Here is a 19011-nt window from a genome sequence, read left to right on the forward strand (position 1 = left end):
TTACTGTCAACAGGAAATATTCCCAAATTTATAAAGAGCAAGAGAAGGCCCCCCGGGGCGCCGTGCGGCAACAGGATGGGAACTTTCGACGCCCCATTGCGTTCCGCGCTCCGGCACGGAGTGGTATTGGAGCCGTTTCGGTTTGGATTGAATTGTCCAAAACAATCGTCATCGCGCGTCCCAGCGACAGCGTGGGCCGGCAAGGACGACTTTTATGAGGGTAGTTCCAAACCGAAACGGCCCTAGATATATATAAAGAGACGGCAAGGCCGGCCGGCGAGCCGGGGTCTGGGACGCTCCGCTAACCGCCGGTTCAGCTTTTGCTGTTCTGCTCCACCCATGCGCGAAGCACGGTCGGCCGAAGCGAATCTTCCGCTGGCTCCGCCAGTGCCGGCATTCTTTGCGACCGCGCCCCGGGCGACCCGCGACGTGGCGCTCTTTGCGACGGTTTTCGGCCTCTATGCGCTGGCGACGGTGCTGATCTTCTGGCCCTGGGTCGCGCATCTGTCCGCGTCGCTGATCGGCCCGCCGGAAGACAATCTGCAGGACCTCTGGAACACCTGGTACGCCGCCGCCGGCCACGCGCCGGGCCGGTTCTTCGCGACGAACCTGCTGCGCTTTCCGGAAGGCACGCCGCTTATCTACCAGTCCTTCGCCTATCCGCAGGTCGCGCTGGTCGTGCTGCTGAGCCGGATATTCGGCACCGGCCTGCACACGCTGGTGGCGCTGCAGAACGCGACGCTGCTCCTGTCGTTTCCGCTGGCCGGCCTCGGCGCGTTTTATCTCGTGCGCCATTTCGCGCGCGGCACGGCGGGCGGGCTGATCGGCGGCTTCGTCTTCGCCTTCAATCCCTCCCATGTCGCGCATGTGATGCACCACGCCCATGTGTCGTCGATCGAATTCCTTCCGTTCTTCGCGCTCGCCTATCTCCTGGCGCTGGAGCGCCGCAGCTATGCCTGGCTCGCCGCCGCCGTCGCGTTTTTCGCCTTGAGCGCGCTGTCGAGCTGGTACTACCTGTTCTATTGCGCGTATTTCGTGGCGTTCCATCTTCTCTATCTGCGTGTGCGCGATCATGCTTGGCCGCGCGGCTGGAATCTGATCGCGCCGGCGCTGTGCCTGGCCGCGACCGGCCTGCTGCTGGCGCCCTGGCTCGTGCCGATGATCGCGGCGGCGCAGCCGGGCATCTACGACACCGGCGCCAACACCTATGTCGCCGACCTCGCGGCCTATGTCGCGTTTCCGCCCGAGCACGTCCTGGCGGGGTTTTCGCGCGGGCTCTATGCGCGGCTGACCGGCTATCCGTGGGAAGCGACGGTCTATCTCGGGCTGGTCAATCTCGCCATCCTCGCCTGGCTGTGCTGGCAAAGGGGCCTCAGGCGCACATCGCCGGCCTTCTACGTGATATTCGGCATGGCGATGTTCGCCCTGCTGGCGAGCGGCGAGGCGCTGCATGTCGGCGGCACCGTGACGCCTCTGCATCTGCTCGATGTCGCGCTCGACAAGCTGCCCTTCTTCGCCAATGTGCGCACGCCGTCGCGGGCCATCGTGTTCGTCTATCTTTTTCTTAGCATCGGTATCGGCCTGGCGGTCGCGCTGGCGCTCGAACACCGCCAACGGATTTGGCGCGCCGGCGCGGCGGTGGCGGCGGTCCTGATCGTGCTGGATTTCTACCCCGCGCATCTGGCGGCGACGCCGATCGCCTGTCCGCCGGGCGTCTCGGTCCTGGAACGGGACGGCGAGCAGGGCTTCGGCGTGCTCAACCTGCCGTTCGGTTATGTCGAAGATAATGTCTACATGTTCGAGCAGATCTGCCACGGCCGGCCGATGGTGGATGGCAACACCTCGCGCGAGATGGCGAACACGCTGATCTATCGCCTGTCGATGACCGATTTGAACCGCCAGCGCGGGCAGCTTGCGCGGGCGCATGTGAAATACATCCTCCTGCACCATCCGCGAAACGGCCTGTTCGCCTGGAGCCCGGCGCTCCCGCCCCCGGCGCAATTCCTGAAGACCTATCGGGCCGTCTACGACGCGCCCGACATGACCGTGCTGCGCGTCTATTGACGGCGGCACGTTGACGGACCGTAAGCCGAATTTACCCCCTCCCTTGGAGCGCAAGGGGCGTGTAGCCTTCGCGCGGACTCGCGCCGCTCATGAGCGCGAGACCGGCCAGGGGGTCTTCATGTATCTGCGTCGCCATGCCGGACTTGCGATATTCCTCGCTCTCGCGCTTTGCGCCTGCGGACGGGGCGACAAGCCGAAGCAGGCTTCGGCGCCGGCCAAGCCCGTCGCCGCCGCGCCCGCCGCCGACAATTCCGATCCCGCCTCGCGTCTCGGCGACGCCGCCGATGTCGACGGCGACCGCATCGTCCACGCCGATGCCACGCCGGGCGACTGGCTGAGCTATGGCCGCACCTATGGCGAGCAGCGCTATTCGCCGCTCAAGGACATCAACACCGACACGGTCAAGCAGCTCGGCGTCGCCTGGGAATTCCGCACCAACACGGTGCGCGGGCTGGAGGGCACGCCCATCGTCTCGGACGGAATCATGTTCGTCACCGGCTCGTGGAGCAAGGTCTGGGCGCTCGACGCCAAGACCGGCCGCCAGCTCTGGTTTTACGACCCCGAAGTGCCGGGCCAATGGGCCCGCTATGCCTGCTGCGACGTCGTCAATCGCGGCGTCGCGGTGTGGAAGGGCGCGGTCTATGTCGGCACGCTCGACGGGCGTCTGGTAAAGCTTGACGCGAAAACGGGTAAGCCCGTCTGGGACATCAACACCATCGACCGCACCCGTCCCTACACCATCACCGGCGCGCCGCGCGTCGTGAAGGGCATGGTGCTGATCGGCAATGGCGGCGCCGAATACGGCGTGCGCGGCTATCTCACCGCCTATGACGCCGACACCGGCAAGCAGCTCTGGCGCTTCTACGTCGTGCCCGGCAATCCGGCGCTGCCGCCGGAGGACAAGGCGATGGCCGCCGCGCTGAAGACCTGGTCGACCGGCGGCACGCAGAACAAATGGTGGGAGCAGGGCGGCGGCGGCACGCCCTGGGATTCGATGGCCTACGATCCCGATCTCGACCTGCTCTATGTCGGCACCGGCAATGGCGCGTCGTGGAACAGAAATCTCCGCTCGCCCGGCGGCGGCGACAATCTCTATCTGTCGTCCATCGTGGCGCTGAAGCCGGAAACCGGCGAGCTCGCCTGGTACTATCAGACCACGCCCGGCGACGACTGGGACTACACCGCGACCCAGCACATCATCCTGGCCGACATCGTGATCGACGGCGTGCTGCGCAAGGTGCTGATGCAGGCGCCCAAGAACGGCTTCTTCTATGTGATCGACCGCACCACCGGAAAGCTGATCTCCGCCAAGCCCTACACGACCATCACCTGGGCCAAGGGCGTCGACATGAAGACCGGCCGGCCGATCGAAACGCCCGGCGTGCGCTATGCGAAGAACCCGTCGGTGCAGGTCCCCGGCCCGATCGGCGCGCACAATTGGCAGCCCATGGCGTTCAATCCGCAGACCGGCCTCGTCTATATTCCGGTGATCGACGGCAATTTCATCTACGCGCAGCAGCGCACGCTGGCCTACCATCCCGGCGCCTGGAACGTCAGCGACTTCGCGCAGCTCGGCCAGCTCGTGCTCGACGGCATCAAGAAGGGCCAGGTCGCCCCGCCGCCCAAGGGCTATATCCGCGCCTGGGATCCGGTGGCGCAGAAGATGGTCTGGCAGGTCGAGCTGCCCGGCGGCTGGAACAGCGGCATGCTCACCACCGCCGGCGGCCTGGTCTTCGCCGGCGGCGCCGACGGAATCTTCGCGGCCTATGACGCCAAGACCGGCGCCCGGCTGTGGACCATCGACCTGAAGACCGGCGTGAACGCGCCGGCCATCACCTACACCGTCGACGGCGAGCAATATGTCGCCGTCGCGGCGGCCTATGGCGGCGCCGGCGGCCTGGGCGCGGTTCCGGACGCCAACACCGCCCTGATGAAATGGCGCAACAACCAGGGCCGCATCTTCGCCTTCAAGGTCGGCGGCACCGGCACGGTGCAGGCGATCCCGGCCGACATCAACGCCGACGTGCCGCAGCCGCCGGCCGAGATCGTCGATTCCAAGCTGGCGCAGAAGGGCTTCGCGCTGTTCCAGAACAACTGCGCGTCGTGCCATGGCGTGCTGATGCTGTCCTCCGGCGTGGTGCCGGACCTGCGCATGGTCAGTCCGGACATCTGGAACCAGTACGATGCCATCGTGCTGGGGGGCGCCTTGGCGGATGCCGGCATGGGCTCGTTCAAGGACATCCTGTCGGCCGACGACGTGAAGGCGATCCGCGCCTATGCCTTGAGCCAGGCGCAGGCGCTCTACGCGAGCAAGCACCCGGCGGCGCCGGCGACGCCGCCCGCGCATTGACGCGCGAACCGGCTCATTGCGGCGAGACGGGTCCGGCCTTGATGTCGGGATCGTTCAGATGCTCGGCCTTCCAGCGCATCATCTCCCAGATGCGCGTGCGTCCGGAGGGGTGGTCGTAGAAGATCGCTTCCTCCCACGGCGCCGGATCGAGCTTGCGGTAGTTCGCCAGCTTCAGCACCGAGGTGGCGAACGCGTCGGGCTTGCGCGCGGCGTTGATGCCGTACATGTCGGCCTGGATTTCCATCGTGCGGGTGATGGTGTTGAGCAGCGGCGTCGCCAGCAGCAGGAAGACCGCCGCCAGCGCCGCCAGCACCGGCAGGCCGGCCGGATCGTCGATCCGCCTCAAGTCCCAATTGCCGCCGAATATTCCGACCAGGGCGGTGAACCCGCCGTCCAGGAACAGGAACGCGACCAGCGCCACCAGCGACAGCCAGGTGAGGCTCACCAGCTGGTGGTTCATCACATAGTGCCCCATCTCGTGGCCGAGCACGGCCAGGACTTCGTCATGGGCGCCCTTCTTCAAGAGGTTGTCGTTCAGCGAGATCCGCGTCGTGCCGAAAAGTCCCGAGACGTTCGCCGAGATGCGGTCCGATTGCTTGGAGGCATCGACCAGGAACACGTCCTTCGCCGGAATCCCGTTGGCGCGCGCCAGCGACAGGATGTCTTGCTTCAGGGGGCTGTCGGGCAGCGGCGTGTAGGTGTTGATCAGCGGCGCGAGCAGCACGGGCGAAATGACGATGACCACCGTGAAGAACGCGGCGAAACCGGCGCTCGCCCAGATCCACCAGATCCGCCCCGCGCCGCGGATCGCCCAATACAGGAGCGTCAGGCCGATGGTGAACAGGATCAGGTTCACGCCGGTGATCGTCAGGAACTCGCTGAACCAGCCGAAGAAGGTCTGGTTCATCAGCCCATAGGCCCTCTCGCGCAGGAAGTTCTCATAGAGCGTCAGCGGAAACGACAGCACCGTCGTGATCAGGAAATAGGGCCCGACATAGAGCGGCACCTGCCAGAACGGCGAGCGCGTCTGACGCTCGGCGAAATCGCGGATGGCGGCGGACAGGCGCGACCATAGCAGCAGCGCCGCCACGCCGATCGCCCAGAGCGTGTCGACCAGGATCAGCCAATAGCCGCCCTCGAAATAGGAATCGGATCGCGCCCGCGCCGCGCCGCTGACGCGCGCGAGATAGGCCTCGGTCGCTTTCGCGGGATCGAACGCCACGGGCGCGCCGCCGATCGGCGGCAGCGTTTGCGACTGGACGATGGTCACCGGCGCGGCGCGCGGTCCGGCCTGCTGCGCCTGGGCGGCGCCCGACACGAGCAGGAGCACGATGCCGATGAGCCCCGACAGGAGCGGCGTTCTATTCATGGAATCCTCCCGCGCGGACACTAGAGCATGAACGGGATATCTAAAAACGCGTTGTCATCCGCCGCGAATGCGGCGGACCCAGTTGACGCCTGCACCGGCAGAGCAAGCGTCAACTGGGTGGCCCGCAGTCGCGGGCCATGACACTTTTTTTGAATTCAGCAATTTCAGCTTGGGAACGCTGGCAGACACCGCCAACCTCTTCCATTTGCCGCCACCCACCGCTTGGGCTATGCGAAGCCATGACCGACTATCTCGTTCGCCGCGACGGCGGGCGCATCGCCTATGACCGGCATCGGGGAAACGGACCCGGTGTCGTCTGGCTCGGCGGCTTCAAGTCCGACAGGACCGGCACCAAGTCCCAGGCGCTCGGCGCCTGGGCGCGCGAGCAGGACCGCGCCTTCGTGACGTTCGACTATTACGGCCACGGCGCCTCCGACGGCGATTTTCGCGAGGGAACGGTGACGCGCTGGCGGGACGACGGCCTCGAAGTCCTCGACCGGCTGACGGAGGGGCCGCAGATCCTGGTCGGCTCCAGCATGGGCGGCTGGCTGGCCTTGCTGTTAGCGCTCACGCGGCCCGGCCGCGTGGCGGGCCTGCTGCTGATCGCACCCGCCACCGACTTCACGCAGGAGTTGTTGTGGAAATCCTATTCGCCCGACATCCGCCGCCGGATCGAGGAAGAAGGCGAATATCTGTGGCCATCGCTCTACGACGCCGAACCCTATCCGATCACCCGCACGCTGATCGAGGACGGCGCCACGCATCTGCTGCTCGGCGGCAAGATCGGCATCGCCTGTCCGGTCCGCATCGTGCAAGGCATGGCGGATCCCGACGTGCCGTGGGAGCACGCCATGCGGCTGCTGGACGCGCTTGGCCCCGATAGCGAGATCACGCTGCTGAAATCCGGCGAGCACCGGCTCTCCAAGCCGCACGAGATCGCGACGATCCTGCGCCTGCTGGAAGCGATGGTGTGAGATGCGCCTGCCCGTGAAAGCCCTCGCCGCAATGCTCTTCGCAGCGGTCGCCGTCGGCGCCCATGCGGCGAGCCGCGACCAGTACGACGCCTGCCTGAACCGGGCGCAGAGCGATCCCGCCGGCGCGCTGCTGCAGGCGTCGAACTGGTCCAAGCAGGGCGGCGGCGCCGCGGCCGATCATTGCGCTGCGCTCGCGCTGGTAGGCCTGCGCCGCTATGGCGAAGCCGCGTCGCGGCTGGACGCGCTGGCGCGCAGTCCCTTCGCCGCCGATCCGTCGCGCAAGACGGCCCTGTTCGACCAGGCGGGGAATGCCTGGCTCCTCGCCGGCCGCGCCGACAGCGCCGTCGCCTCGTTCAGTGCGGCGCTCGGCATCGATCCGTTCGACGCCGACCTGTTGGCGGACCGCGCCCGCGCGCTGGCGCTCAAGCAGAATTGGCCGAAGGCGGAGTCCGATCTCAGCGCCGCGCTGCTGGTCAATCCCGACCGCGCCGATCTCTACGTCCTGCGCGGCAGCGCCCGTCACGCCATGGGCCGCAAGGCGGACGCGCGCGCCGATTTCGACCGCGCGCTGCGGCTCCAGCCGGGCAACGCGGACGCGCTGGTGGAACGCGGCACGATGAAGTTCGAAGCCGGCGACGCCGCCGGCGCGCGGGCCGACTGGCAGGCCGTCGTCTCCGCGGCGCCGAACAGCCCGGCCGCGCAAACGGCGCAGCAGCACCTTGCGGATGCCGCGGCGGCGCATTGAACTTTTCACTTTCCGAATTCTCACTTGTCATGGCCCGCGAATGCGGGCCACCCAGTTGAGGCAGTGTTCGGTGACGGTCGAGTTGGCTGTGCTCAACTTGGGGCACCGGCGCAAGGTGTCACCTGGGTGGCCCGCGTTCGCGGGCCATGACAGTTTTGGATTTGATGACCAAAGCCATTTTGGTTTGAAATTGTTCACATAAAAATCGTCATTGCCCGGCTTGTCCGGGCAACCCATTTTTCGCGCGGCCAATTGGGTCGCCCGCATAGTCCTAGCGGCAGCGTAGAACGGGTGACGACGATTGCTTTTCAATGATTCAATCCAAACCGAAACCGCCCCGGAAAATCGTAGCTGTCGGATAACTCCGCATCGCGCCCGCGAGATTTCGACGTATCCCGCCAAAATATTCGCCGCGCCGATAAAGTTATCCAACACATTGATATTACTGCATATTCCCGAATTCTGGATTGACGATCTTTCCATAATACAATAAAGTCTCCACGCATTACTTGAGAACGACAATGTTCGATATTCTTCGCGGCCGCTGGCGTGGCCGCCTCGCCGCCCCGATCCGACGGGACCGCGAGCACAGACAGGGCCTTTAAGGTGCGCGCTCGCGGGCACCGTGGCGGAACGGCAAAAGAACCGGACGCGCAAATTCGTGGCGTTCGCGCGCTTGTCTCTTCCGCAAGGACCGTTGGTTCGGCGAAGGTGCCGCGTGATTGACCGTTCGGTCTTCCGCCGGCCGGCCTGTCGCGCGATCAGGGCGGATCGACTCTCCGCGCGCCGACTTGGCATCCGCGCGGATGCATCGCTTCCGCCTTTTTTATGGACTGTATTCCGCCAGCACATCGGCGTCGCGTTCGGATTCCGGAGGGCAGGGCACCGCGACGCCCAACCGCTTGAGCGCCCACACCGCCATCGCCCGCACCAGCGGCGACGCATCGTCCAGCAGGCGCAGCGCCTCCTCGCCCAACGCCGCGTCGCCGCTATTGCCGATGGCGATCAGCACGTTGCGCAGGAAGCGGTCGCGCCCGATGCGCTTGACCGGCGATTTGCGGAACAGGGCGCGGAACGCCGCGTCGTCGAGCCGCGCCAACTCGCGCAAGGACGGCGCCGTCAGCGTCGCGCGTGCCGACAAAAGCTGTTCGCGTCCGGCCCGCGCGAACTTGTTCCACGGGCACACCGCCAGGCAGTCGTCGCAGCCATAGATGCGGTTGCCGATCGCTTCGCGGAATTCGCGCGGGATATGTCCCTTGTGCTCGATGGTGAGGTAAGAGATGCAGCGCCGCGCATCGAGCTGGTAAGGCGCCGGAAACGCCTTCGTCGGACACGCATCGAGGCAGCGCCGACACTGGCCGCAATGATCGTCCTCCGCGTCGTCCGGCGCCAGATCGAGGCTGGTGAAGATGGAGGCGAGGAACAGCCAGGAGCCGAAGTCGCGGCTGACGAGGTTGGTGTGCTTGCCCTGCCAGCCGATGCCGGCGCTTTCCGCCAGCGGCTTCTCCATCACCGGCGCGGTGTCGACGAACAGCTTCACCTCGCAAGCGAAGTCCCTGGCGATGCCGCCGGCGAGCCGCTTGAGCTTGGCCTTGATGACGTCGTGATAGTCGTCGCCCTGCGCATAGACCGAGATCGCGCCGAGCTCCCGCCGCGCCAGGATGTCGAGCGGATCGTCGGCCGGCCCGTAGTTGAGCCCCAGTACGACGACGCTTTTCGCCCCCGGCCACAGCACGTCCGGATGGGCCCGCCGCGCCGCGTCGCGCGCCAGCCAGTCCATCGTGCCGTGCCGTCCGTCGGCGAGGAAGGCGCCGAGCCGTTCCGGCGCGCGCGCCGGCGCGGCGGCCCGCGCGAAGCGCACCACGTCGAACCCTTCCGCCCGCGCCCGCGCGCCGATCGCGGTCTTGGGGTCTTCGCTAGATGTCGAGCTCGGCATAGCTCAGTGTCGGCGGCTGGCCCGGCACGCGGTCGGCGAGCAGGGTGCGGAACGAGGGCCGCGACTTGATCCGGATGTACCATTCGGCCGCCTGCGGATAATCCGTCCACGGAACTTCGCCGAAATAGTCCAGGCAGGAGAGCTGCGCCGCCACCGCGAGGTCGGCGATGTTGCAGTCGCGGGCCGACAGGTTGCCGTTGGTGTCGGTCGCCTCGCCCAGCGTCTTCAGCGCGGCCTTCAGCGCCTCGCGGCCGCCCCGGATCACGTTCATGTCTGGCGCCGAGCGCTGCGGCGCGCCGGTGTAGCGCTGCGCGCCCTTCTCGAACAGGATGCGCCGCGTCACCTGCTCGTTCAGCGGCCCGCCCGCCCAGTCGAGCCAGCGCAGGGCCTCGGCCCGCGCCACGGGATCCTCCGGCATCAGCGGATTGTCGGGATAGAGCCCTTCGAGGCGGTCGATGATCGCCCACAGGCCCGTCGCCCGCGTTCCATCGAGGTCGATGAAGACGGGCAGGTGCGCCAGGGCGTCGTCGGCCAGCACCGGGTCGCAGGCGAGCCGCTTTTCGCCCACCAGCAGGCGCGCCAGCCGCGAGGCGGGCGAAAGCGTCAAATGAATCAGTTTGCGCATGGCGCGACAATATAAAGCATATTTGCCGCGTGCTGAATTACTTCACGCACCAGTCCAGCGCATCGCGCACGACTTGGTGCTGGCGCTCGACCAGCGTGCCGGTGCGGCGGCGCACATAGCGGCCCGGATGCACCGCCTTCCACTGTTGCGGATTGGGCAGGATGGCGGCGAGCCGGGCCGCCTGCGCCTGGCTCAATTGCGCGGCCGGGATGCCGAAATAGCTCTGCGACGCGGCCTCGGCGCCGAAATTGCCGTGGCCCCAATCCACCACGTTGAGATAGACGGTCAGGATGCGCTTCTTCGGCCAGAGCGCCTCCATCAGGACGGTGAGATAGGCCTCGGCGCCCTTGCGGATGACGCTGCGCCAGGAGGTCAGGAACACCTCGCGGGCCGTCTGCTGGCTGAGCGTGCTGGCGCCGCGCAGCGCCTTGTGCCGGACCTGATAGTCGCGCCAGGCGTCCTGCATTTCCTTCCAGTCGAAACCGTCATGGCTGCAGAAATTCTGGTCCTCGGCCCCGATCACGGCCCGGCCCAGATAGGGCGAGATCGCGTCGGCGTCCCGCCACGCGTAATGCACCTCCTCGAAGGTCGCGAGCCTGAGCAGCATCTGCGGCGTGACCGGCACCGGCGCGAAGCGGAAGATCAGCAGCAGCAGGACCGGCGCGGGCAGGGCGAAGAAGAACAGCACGACCAGGATGCGCCGCACCCAGGGCGTCCCGCGATCCTCCGGGCCGTACCAAAGCCCGCGCGGGAAACCCCGCGTCCGTCCGGCCGGCGCCTGCTCGTCATCCCCAATCATGCGCCAGCATAGCAAATTCGCGCCGTGCCGGGGCAAGGAGGACGGTCCGCCACTTGATGCCGCTGAAGCCCTGGATGCCGGCACGCGAGTCTTTCGACGAATTTACGTCCGGTCGATAAAATCGAATTGAACTTGCCGACGCTGGGATGCGAATGTCCGCCCGGCCGCCTTTCCGCGGCTTTGCGGCCGGGGAAATATTTATGAGCGATATCGTCAATTCGGTCTTCCTCGGCATCGTCGAGGGGCTGACCGAGTTCCTGCCCGTGTCCTCGACCGCCCATCTGCTGGTCGGCGAGAATTTCCTCGGCCTGAACAAGGACCAGTGGGAGGTCTTCACCGTCGTCATCCAGTTCGGCGCCGTCCTCTCGGTGGTGGCGGTCTATTGGCGCAAATTCTGGGAGGTCCTGATCGGCCTGCCGAGCCGGCCGCAGGCGCGCCAATTCGTGCTCAACGTGGTCGTGGCCTTCCTGCCGTCCGCCGTGCTCGGCGTGGTGCTGATCAAGACGATCAACGGCTTCTTGCTGGATCCACAGCGCGCCCTGCCGGTCATCGCGGCGACCTGGATCGTCGGCGGGATCATCATCCTTCTGTTCGAGCGCATCGCGCCGGTGCCGCGCTACACCGACGGCGACAACCTGCCGCTCAGCAAGGCGTTCCAGATCGGCCTTTGCCAGTGCCTGGCGCTGCTGCCGGGCGTCTCGCGCTCCGGCGCCACTATCCTCGGCGGCGAGCTGCTCGGCGTGGAGCGCAAGGCGGCGGCCGCCTTCACCTTCTATCTCGCGGTGCCCACGATGCTCGGCGCCAGCGTCTTCGAGCTCTACAAGCACCGCGAGGCGCTGACCGGCGCCAATATGCAGATCATCGCGATCGGCTTCGTCGTGTCCTTCATCGTCGCCTGGATCGTCGTGAAGACGTTCATCGGCTTTGTCGGCCGCTTCGGCCTCAAGCCCTTCGGCTGGTACCGGATCTTGGCGGGCCTCGGGATTATTGCGGTGCTGGCGCTGCGCTGACGCGCTCGCGAACCAGTTCCTCGTACTGGCCCTTGGACCGGAAGCGCCACAGATAGGCCGGCACCTCCGCCTCCACCGAGGTCGGCGTGATGCCGAGCGCGCCAAGGCCATTCTCGCCGGTCACCACATTGTCCGATTTGAGCAGGGTCACCTGATCGGGCGTCAGGAGCGGCTTGGGCAGGAATTGCAGGAACAGCGCCTTCAGCGTGGCGAGCGCGAACGGCACCGGCACGAGCAGGCGCTGGCGCCCGGTCTCCCGCAGCACGATCTGCATCAGCTCCTTGAACGTATAGACCGCCGGCCCGCCGAGCTCGTAGATCCTGCCGCCGAGCGACGGGTCCTGCGCCAGCCGGGCGATGGCGGCCGCGACGTCGCCGACGAACACCGGCTGGAATCGCGTGTGCCCGCCGCCGATCAGCGGCAGCGCCGGCAGGATGCGCGCGAGCGCCGCGAAGCGGTTGAAGAAATCGTCCTCCGGCCCGAACACCAGCGACGGCCGCACGATGGCGGCCTCCGGAAAGGCCGCGCGCACGCGCTCCTCGCCTTCGCCCTTGCTGCCGGCATAGGCGCTGGCCGCGTCCTTGTCGGCGCCGATCGCGGAGACGTGCACCAGCGTCCGGGCGCCGGCCGCCTTCGCCGCCTTGGCGATGGTCTCGGCCGCTTCGACGTGCACCGCCTCGAAGCTCTGCTCGCCGCGCGGAGCGAGGATGCCGGTCAGGTTGACGACCGCCTCGGCGCCGGCCACCGCGGCCGCCACCTCGTCCGCCTCGCGGGCGTTGCAGCGCAGCAGCACGATCTGGCCGACCGTGCCCATCGGCGGCAGGAAGAACCCCGTATTGGGATAGCGCACCGCGACGCGGATGCGGTGCCCGGCCTTGGCGAGGGCGCGGATCGTATGGCGGCCGAGAAAGCCCGTGCCGCCGAATACCGTGATCTGGGACTTGGTCATGGCCAGCTTCTTAGCGGGCCGGCGGGCTTCGGAAAAGGCCGTGCGATGCCGCGCCGCTCATTCCCGGAAGCAAGCTCGTAAGGTCTTGGCGGTGCTTCTTCATTGACAGCGCCGGGCGAGGTCCCTAAACATCCGGCCCTTCCATCGCCCAGATGGCGGAATTGGTAGACGCACTAGTTTCAGGTACTAGCGCTGCAAGGCGTGGAGGTTCGAGTCCTCTTCTGGGCACCAGGAAATCATTCCTATAACAGTTGGAGCCGCGACGGTTTGCCGAACCGGGGCGACTCACGAGGCGCAACCACCCACCTGCGAACAATGTCTCAAATAGCCGCTTCGACTCCCGCAATCTGTTCTCGCTGAAGACGATCAATTGGGTCTTTCCGACCGGATTCTCGATAAATCGCATTGCGTGGAGGCGGTTCAAGACGTCGAACGATTTCCATGCCCGACATCCGTCGTGGAGCGTCAGATATAGCAGGGCAAGAACGGCTTCATCGATTTGGTTTCGTCTGTAGTCATTGGGATGAATCGCCTTTTCCCGGCCTCTTGGAAGCTATCGCGACCCTTGGTCAATATAATATCGTGTGCCAGGAGTCGGTCACGCCGTATTGCGGCGGCAAGCTGGTAAACCGTGCGCAGCACACGCCAATGGGTTCGAGTCGCCAGAAGCCCGTCGCAGGCGGAAAAGGCCTCAATCGGGGCTGCATGCAATCGTCTCATTTCAGAGGTTTTGAAGCCGCGCTTTTTGCCGGAAATCCGCGTCACCGACTTCAACTATCCGATCGGTATCGGCGGCAAGTGGCATGGGCGGTATTTTCGCTTCTTCCAGCGCTATCGCGCGAACGGCGCGCATTCGGAAGGCGGGGAGTTCGACGCGCCATTCGCTCGGCTGGAATATGTGGCGCCAAACCGCTTCGATGTCTCCTGGCATCGTCATACCGGACAGTGGTGGCCACTCCATCGCGGCGTGTCGCTGGACGAGGCGTTGCGCCTTATGGTGGATGACGGCCACCTGCATCCGCTATGAAGACGAAAATCGCGCGGCCCGGATTCGACGTGGCGGTCCTTCGGGCGGCGGCCGGCGAGAAGGCGTTTGCACGCGGAGAAGCGTATTTTTCCGGCGGGCACGTCGAAATTCTTGCGGTCGAGAGTGGGCGGATTCGCGCGCGGGTCGTCGGCACGGAGGTCTACCGGACGGAGCTCGCGGGCGCGGGCCGGCGCGTTACGGGGAAATGTTCCTGCCCGGTGTCCTCCGATCGCGCGGAATTCTGCAAGCATCTCGTCGCGGTGGCGCTTTGCGCGAACGCGATGAAGCCGGGCGAGGCCGTTCCCAACCGGTTCGAGAAGATCCGCGATCATCTGATGGCACAGACGCCGGCCGCGCTGGTCGAGATGATCATGAACTTGTCCGAACGCGATCCCCGCCTGCTGCAGGATTTGGAGCTTGCCGTGACGATGGACGGCGGCGACGAGGAGGCGCTGTTTTCGGGCTTCCGGCAGGCGATCGGCGATGCGACCCGGATTTCCGATTATGTCGAATACGGCGAGATGCGCGACTGGGCCGCCAATGTCGAGGCAGTGCTAAAGCGCCTCGGCGCATTGACCGAACGCGGCCATCCGCTGGTGGCGCTGCGGCTGCTCGACCATTTCTTCGGCCGCATGGAGAAGGCGTTGCAGAGCATCGACGATTCGGACGGCCATGGTGGCGGCCTGCTGACGCTCGCGGCGGATCTCCACCTGGCGGCCTGCCGCGCCGGCAAGCCCGAGCCGATCGAGCTCGCACGCGAACTCCTCCGGCGCGAGACGGAATGGGACTGGAGCGACTGCTTTCACGGCGCGAGCGAGCGCTATCGGGCAGTCCTAGGCAAGGCTGGGCTGGCCGAGTACCGGCGTCTTGCCGAAAAGGCCTGGGCCGGGATCAAGCCGCTGCATGACGGCGCAAGACGTGTGCAGGACGACCAGTCCGCGCAGCGGTATCGCCTGCAATCCATTCTCGAAAGCTTTGCAAGGCGCGACGGCGACGTCGATGCGATGATCGCCGTGCGCGCCCGCGATCTGTCGTCGGGCTATCGGTACCTGCAGGTCGCGAAATTGTGTGCGGAGCACGGCCGCCTCGCCGAAGCGCTCAAATGGGCCGACGAAGGGCTATGGCAGTTCGAGGATGAGCCGGACAGAGGTCTCGTGGTGTTTGCCGCAGCTCTTCGCCGACGCCTCACGCATGAGAACAATCTCGCGCTTCCTGCGCGGAAGAGGTCGAAAAGCTGAAGCAGGCTGGACTTCAGCCTTCAGGCACGGAATGTTTGGAATTATCGCAATTGTCGTATCTCAGATACGACAATCGAAACAAATTCAAACATCGCAGCCGCGCTTGCTTAGTAATAGATACGTCATTAGTGTCTGACGTTAATAACGCTGTCGTTCCTATTGTTCACGCCTGGGAACGACCGCTTTACCGGAGTGCGGAGCGTGGCATGCCGATAAGGAACTCACCTCCACACCGTCTCGTCGGTACTTATGCGAAGTCGGTCGTCGGTGGCGAGGCTGTGGAAGCCTTCGTTCCAGTGAGGTTGCCGCCGGCAAAGCCGCCCCTGGACCTCGTTCGCCTCTCGCCCAGATTGCTTAAGGCCGAGCACGCACTCGCCCGGCTGGACCTCGCCGGCGACATGGTGCCGTCGCTCGATTGGTTCCTCTACGCCTTCGTGCGCAAGGAAGCGGTGATCACTTCGCAGATCGAAGGTACGCAGGCCACGCTTGTCGATCTGTTCGCATTCGAGGCCGGCGGCCAAGCCGAACCCAACGCGGAGGTTCGCGAGGTTTGCAACTATCTTGATGCGCTCGACTATGCGCGCGGGCAGTTCGGAAAGGCGAGTGGGCTGCCGCTTTCCCTGCGGCTTCTGAACGAGGCGCATCGTAGGCTGATGCAGGGTGTTCGCGGCGCCAACAAGCAACCGGGCGAAGTGCGCAGAAGTCAGAATTGGATCGGCGGAAGCCGCCCCGACAACGCAATCTATGTTCCTCCGCCGCCTGAAAGGCTAGGAGAACTGCTTGGCGCCTTCGAGAAATACATTCACGTGGATGACAATTTGCCCAAGCTGGTACGAACAGGGCTACTTCACGCACAGTTCGAGACGATCCATCCTTACCTGGACGGCAACGGGCGCATCGGCCGCCTTTTGATCGCATTGCTCTTAGAGCATTGGGGACTGCTGCGCGCGCCGTTGCTCTATATAAGCCTCTTCTTTAAGCGCCACCGCGAGGAATATTATCGACGGCTCAACGCCGTTCGCACCGAGGGCGACTGGGAAGGTTGGATCGATTTCTTCCTGGACGGAGTCGCTACCGTCGCGGACGAGGCTGTTGCCTCTGCACAGGAACTGTTTGCGCTCGTCAACGCGGATCGTGCACGCCTTCTCGCGGCGGAAACGGTCTCCGTCTCCGCCGTGCGGTTGTTCGACCAATTGCCCCGCCATCCCATCGTGACCGTGGCGTCGGCGATGCAACTATTAAGGGCGACAAAGCCGACCGCGACACGGGCGATCGATGCCATGGCCAAGCTCGGCATTCTCATTGAAACCACGGGCAAGAAGCGTGATCGGAGCTTTGCCTATCAGGCTTATCTCGACCGGCTGAAAATAGGTACCGATCTCGATCTCCGGCGTTGAACCCGCCATAGATCGATGACCCAGCCGTCAAGATTCCTATGCTAGACGAATTGCAGTTGGTCCAATGTTGGTCCGGCCATTTTGTTCCAGAAATTGTGATATGTTATTAGTAGGTTAGGTGATAATTTCGAGTCCTCTTCTGGGCACCAAGGCCCCTGGCGGCCCTTTTGGCGCTGTGGAGCCTTTCGGATCATGTGGGAATTGACGAAATCCTTCGGCTTCGAGGCGGCGCACACGCTGCGCCGCGACATCGACCGCGAGGCCAGCCTGCGCATTCACGGCCACTCCTATAAAGCCGAGGTCACGGTCGCCGGAACGCCGGACCGTGTCGCCGGCATGGTGATGGATGTCGGCCTGCTCGAACAGCAATTGGGCGGGGTGCGGGCGCAGCTCGATCATCAATTCCTCGACGACATCAAGGATATGGGCCCGGCCACGATGGAAAATATCGCGCGCTGGATCTGGGATCGGCTCGTGAACGTCGTTCCGGGCCTTGTGCGGGTGACCGTTCTTCGCGAAAGTTGCGGGGAGCGTTGTGCCTATGAGGGGCGGGCCGCCGACGCGTAAGTGAGGAGCCCATCATGGCCAACGCGGCACAATCCGGCAGTTTCAAAATCGGCGGCGATATCGAGGTTCATCGTCTGGGCTTCGGTGCCATGCGCATCACCGGCGACGGCATCTGGGGCGAGCCCGCCGACCGCGCCGAATGCCTGCGCACGCTGAAGCGGCTTCCCGAACTCGGCGTGAACTTCATCGACACGGCGGACTCCTACGGCCCCGACGTGTCCGAGAAGCTCATCCACGAGGCGCTGCATCCCTACAAAGGCATATTGGTCGCGACCAAGGGCGGCTTCGAGCGCTCCGGTCCGAATGTCTGGACGATGAATGGCCGGCCCGACTACCTCGTCAAGGAAGCGCATAAGAGCCTCAAGCAGCTCGGCGTCGAGCAGATCGGCCTGTGGCAGCTGCATCGCATCGATCCCAAGGTGCCGGCCGGCGAGCAGTTCGGCGCGATCAAATCGCTGCTGAAGGACGGGCTGATCAAGCACGCCGGCTTGAGCGAAGTCTCGGTCGCCGATATCGAGGCCGCCTCGAAAGTGTTCAAGGTCGCCACGGTCCAGAACCGCTACAATCTGGTGGATCGCGGCAGCGAGGCTGTTCTCGACTATTGCGAGAAGCACGGCATCGGATTCATTCCCTGGTTTCCGCTAGCGTCCGGAACGCTCGCGAAATCCGGATCGGTGCTCGATGCGATCGCCAAGAAGCACAAGGCGGCCCCGAGCCAGGTCGCGCTGGCCTGGGTACTGAAGCGCAGCCCGGTGATGCTGCCCATTCCCGGCACCTCGAAAGTCAGCCATCTCGAAGAGAACGTGGCGGCCGTCGACATCCACCTGAGCGACGAGGAATTCGCCTCGCTCGACCGGGCCGGGCGCCAGGTCGCCTGAGGAAGGAGAGCATCATGCCGGACTACAAGCGAGACGAGGCCGCCATCGCGCGCCTTTCGCCGGAGCAATATCGCGTCACGCAGAAAAACGGCACCGAGCGGCCGTTCGAGAACGCGTTCTGGGACGCCAGGGATCCGGGTCTCTATGTCGACATCGTGTCGGGCGAGCCCTTGTTCGCGTCGGCGGACAAGTTCGACAGCGGCTGCGGCTGGCCGAGCTTCACCAAGCCGGTCGCCGGCGGCAAGGTCGTCGAGCGCTCGGACACCACGCTCGGCATGCGCCGCACCGAAGTCCGCTCGGGCGGCGCCGACAGCCATCTCGGCCATGTGTTCGACGACGGGCCCGAGGAGGCGGGCGGCCTGCGCTATTGCATCAATTCCGCCGCGCTGCGCTTCGTGCCCCTCGCCGACCTTGAGAAGGAAGGCTATGGCGACTATCTGAAGCTGTTCACGGCCGAAAACTGGAGGCAGACATGAGCGAAGAACGGGCCATTCTGGCGGGCGGATGCTTTTGGGGCGTGCAGGATCTCTTGCGCAAATATCCCGGCGTGATCTCCACGCGCGTCGGCTACAGCGGCGGCGACACGCCGAACGCGACCTACCGCAACCACGGCGACCACGCCGAAGCGGTCGAGATCGTCTTCGATCCGGCGAAGATCGGTTATCGCAATCTCCTGGAATTCTTCTTCCAGATTCACGATCCCACGACGGTGGATCGCCAGGGCAATGATCGGGGCCGCAGCTATCGCTCCGCGATCTTCTATACGAACGACGAGCAGAAGCGCGTCGCGCTGGACACCATCGCCGATGTCGAAGCCTCCGGCTTGTGGCCGGGCAAGGTCGTGACGGAGGTCAAGCCGGCCGGCGCGTTCTGGGAGGCCGAGCCGGAGCACCAGGACTATCTCGTGAAATTTCCCAGTGGCTACACCTGCCACTTCGTCCGCAAGGATTGGGTCCTGCCGCATCGCAACGCCGGAAAGCTCAGCAGCGCGGCCGAGTGAGCGCGCCGTCGCGTTTTGCGCTCGCAATGGCGAATATTATTCGATGCCGGAACCCGGCGGAATCAGCGCGCCGGGCATTCCGC

17 protein-coding genes and 1 tRNA gene are annotated in these 19011 nt (G+C 65.2%); 13 read left to right on the forward strand and 5 right to left on the reverse strand.

All coding sequences use genetic code 11. The annotated features are described in order from the left end of the window. Positions 1–429: 429 nt before the first annotated feature. Positions 430–2064 carry a hypothetical protein gene (locus WDM86_03895; protein ID MEI9989160.1) on the forward strand — a complete coding sequence of 545 codons (1635 nt, stop codon included), beginning with the start codon at positions 430–432 and terminating at the stop codon, positions 2062–2064. A 118-nt stretch (positions 2065–2182) separates the two neighbouring features. Further along, positions 2183–4414 carry a PQQ-dependent dehydrogenase, methanol/ethanol family gene (locus tag WDM86_03900; GenBank protein MEI9989161.1) on the forward strand — a complete coding sequence of 744 codons (2232 nt, stop codon included), beginning with the start codon at positions 2183–2185 and terminating at the stop codon, positions 4412–4414. A 13-nt stretch (positions 4415–4427) separates the two neighbouring features. Here the strand turns inward: WDM86_03900 and WDM86_03905 are convergent, their stop codons facing one another. After that, positions 4428–5783, reverse strand: coding sequence for a M48 family metallopeptidase (locus WDM86_03905; protein MEI9989162.1), 1356 nt, complete (start codon positions 5781–5783; stop codon positions 4428–4430). Between the two features lie 239 nt (positions 5784–6022). On the opposite strand from WDM86_03905, the gene WDM86_03910 reads away from it, so the two are divergent. Continuing rightward, positions 6023–6757, forward strand: a complete 735-nt coding sequence (locus WDM86_03910; protein ID MEI9989163.1) for an alpha/beta hydrolase — start codon at positions 6023–6025, stop codon at positions 6755–6757. A 31-nt stretch (positions 6758–6788) separates the two neighbouring features. Then, positions 6789–7502 carry a tetratricopeptide repeat protein gene (locus WDM86_03915; GenBank protein ID MEI9989164.1) on the forward strand — a complete coding sequence of 238 codons (714 nt, stop codon included), beginning with the start codon at positions 6789–6791 and terminating at the stop codon, positions 7500–7502. An 826-nt stretch (positions 7503–8328) separates the two neighbouring features. On the opposite strand, the gene queG is transcribed toward WDM86_03915, so the two are convergent. The 3 genes from queG to mtgA are packed head-to-tail and all read right to left on the reverse strand — an operon-like array spanning position 8329 to position 10862. Then, positions 8329–9438 carry a tRNA epoxyqueuosine(34) reductase QueG gene (gene queG / locus WDM86_03920; GenBank protein ID MEI9989165.1) on the reverse strand — a complete coding sequence of 370 codons (1110 nt, stop codon included), beginning with the start codon at positions 9436–9438 and terminating at the stop codon, positions 8329–8331. Continuing rightward, a complete protein-coding gene (locus WDM86_03925; protein ID MEI9989166.1) occupies positions 9419–10063 on the reverse strand; it encodes a glutathione S-transferase family protein in 645 nt (214 codons plus the stop codon). The genes queG and WDM86_03925 overlap by 20 nt, the downstream gene beginning before the upstream one ends. A 37-nt stretch (positions 10064–10100) precedes the next feature. Beyond that, positions 10101–10862 carry a monofunctional biosynthetic peptidoglycan transglycosylase gene (gene mtgA, locus WDM86_03930; GenBank protein ID MEI9989167.1) on the reverse strand — a complete coding sequence of 254 codons (762 nt, stop codon included), beginning with the start codon at positions 10860–10862 and terminating at the stop codon, positions 10101–10103. A 200-nt stretch (positions 10863–11062) separates the two neighbouring features. On the opposite strand from mtgA, the gene WDM86_03935 reads away from it, so the two are divergent. Further along, positions 11063–11872, forward strand: coding sequence for an undecaprenyl-diphosphate phosphatase (locus tag WDM86_03935; protein ID MEI9989168.1), 810 nt, complete (start codon positions 11063–11065; stop codon positions 11870–11872). Here WDM86_03935 and WDM86_03940 read toward each other — a convergent pair. Continuing rightward, positions 11847–12821, reverse strand: a complete 975-nt coding sequence (locus WDM86_03940) for a complex I NDUFA9 subunit family protein (GenBank protein ID MEI9989169.1) — start codon at positions 12819–12821, stop codon at positions 11847–11849. The genes WDM86_03935 and WDM86_03940 overlap by 26 nt on opposite strands. Before the next feature lie 146 nt (positions 12822–12967). Between WDM86_03940 and WDM86_03945 the strand changes: the two genes are divergently transcribed. The 8 genes from WDM86_03945 to msrA all read left to right on the forward strand — a co-directional run bounded on the left by WDM86_03945 (position 12968) and on the right by msrA (position 18928). Next, positions 12968–13052 (forward strand) — tRNA-Leu (locus tag WDM86_03945). Positions 13053–13452: 400 nt separating this feature from the next. Beyond that, on the forward strand, positions 13453–13848 hold the full coding sequence (locus WDM86_03950; protein ID MEI9989170.1) for a hypothetical protein: 396 nt from the start codon (positions 13453–13455) through the stop codon (positions 13846–13848). Between the two features lie 335 nt (positions 13849–14183). Then, positions 14184–15086, forward strand: a complete 903-nt coding sequence (locus WDM86_03955) for a DUF6880 family protein (GenBank protein ID MEI9989171.1) — start codon at positions 14184–14186, stop codon at positions 15084–15086. Between the two features lie 206 nt (positions 15087–15292). Beyond that, positions 15293–16483 carry a Fic family protein gene (locus WDM86_03960; protein ID MEI9989172.1) on the forward strand — a complete coding sequence of 397 codons (1191 nt, stop codon included), beginning with the start codon at positions 15293–15295 and terminating at the stop codon, positions 16481–16483. Positions 16484–16675: 192 nt separating this feature from the next. Then, complete coding sequence (locus tag WDM86_03965; protein ID MEI9989173.1) at positions 16676–17050, forward strand: 6-carboxytetrahydropterin synthase; 375 nt, start codon at positions 16676–16678, stop codon at positions 17048–17050. 14 nt (positions 17051–17064) lie between these two features. Then, entirely contained in the window at positions 17065–17928 is an 864-nt protein-coding gene (locus tag WDM86_03970) for an aldo/keto reductase (protein MEI9989174.1), read from the forward strand. A 14-nt stretch (positions 17929–17942) separates the two neighbouring features. Continuing rightward, positions 17943–18404, forward strand: coding sequence for a peptide-methionine (R)-S-oxide reductase MsrB (msrB, locus tag WDM86_03975; GenBank protein MEI9989175.1), 462 nt, complete (start codon positions 17943–17945; stop codon positions 18402–18404). Beyond that, positions 18401–18928, forward strand: a complete 528-nt coding sequence (gene msrA, locus WDM86_03980; protein ID MEI9989176.1) for a peptide-methionine (S)-S-oxide reductase MsrA — start codon at positions 18401–18403, stop codon at positions 18926–18928. The genes msrB and msrA overlap by 4 nt, the downstream gene beginning before the upstream one ends. The last annotated feature ends 83 nt before the right edge of the window (positions 18929–19011 follow it).

Origin of the sequence: Rhizomicrobium sp. (assembly GCA_037200045.1) — a bacterium.
Lineage (GTDB): Bacteria > Pseudomonadota > Alphaproteobacteria > Micropepsales > Micropepsaceae > Rhizomicrobium.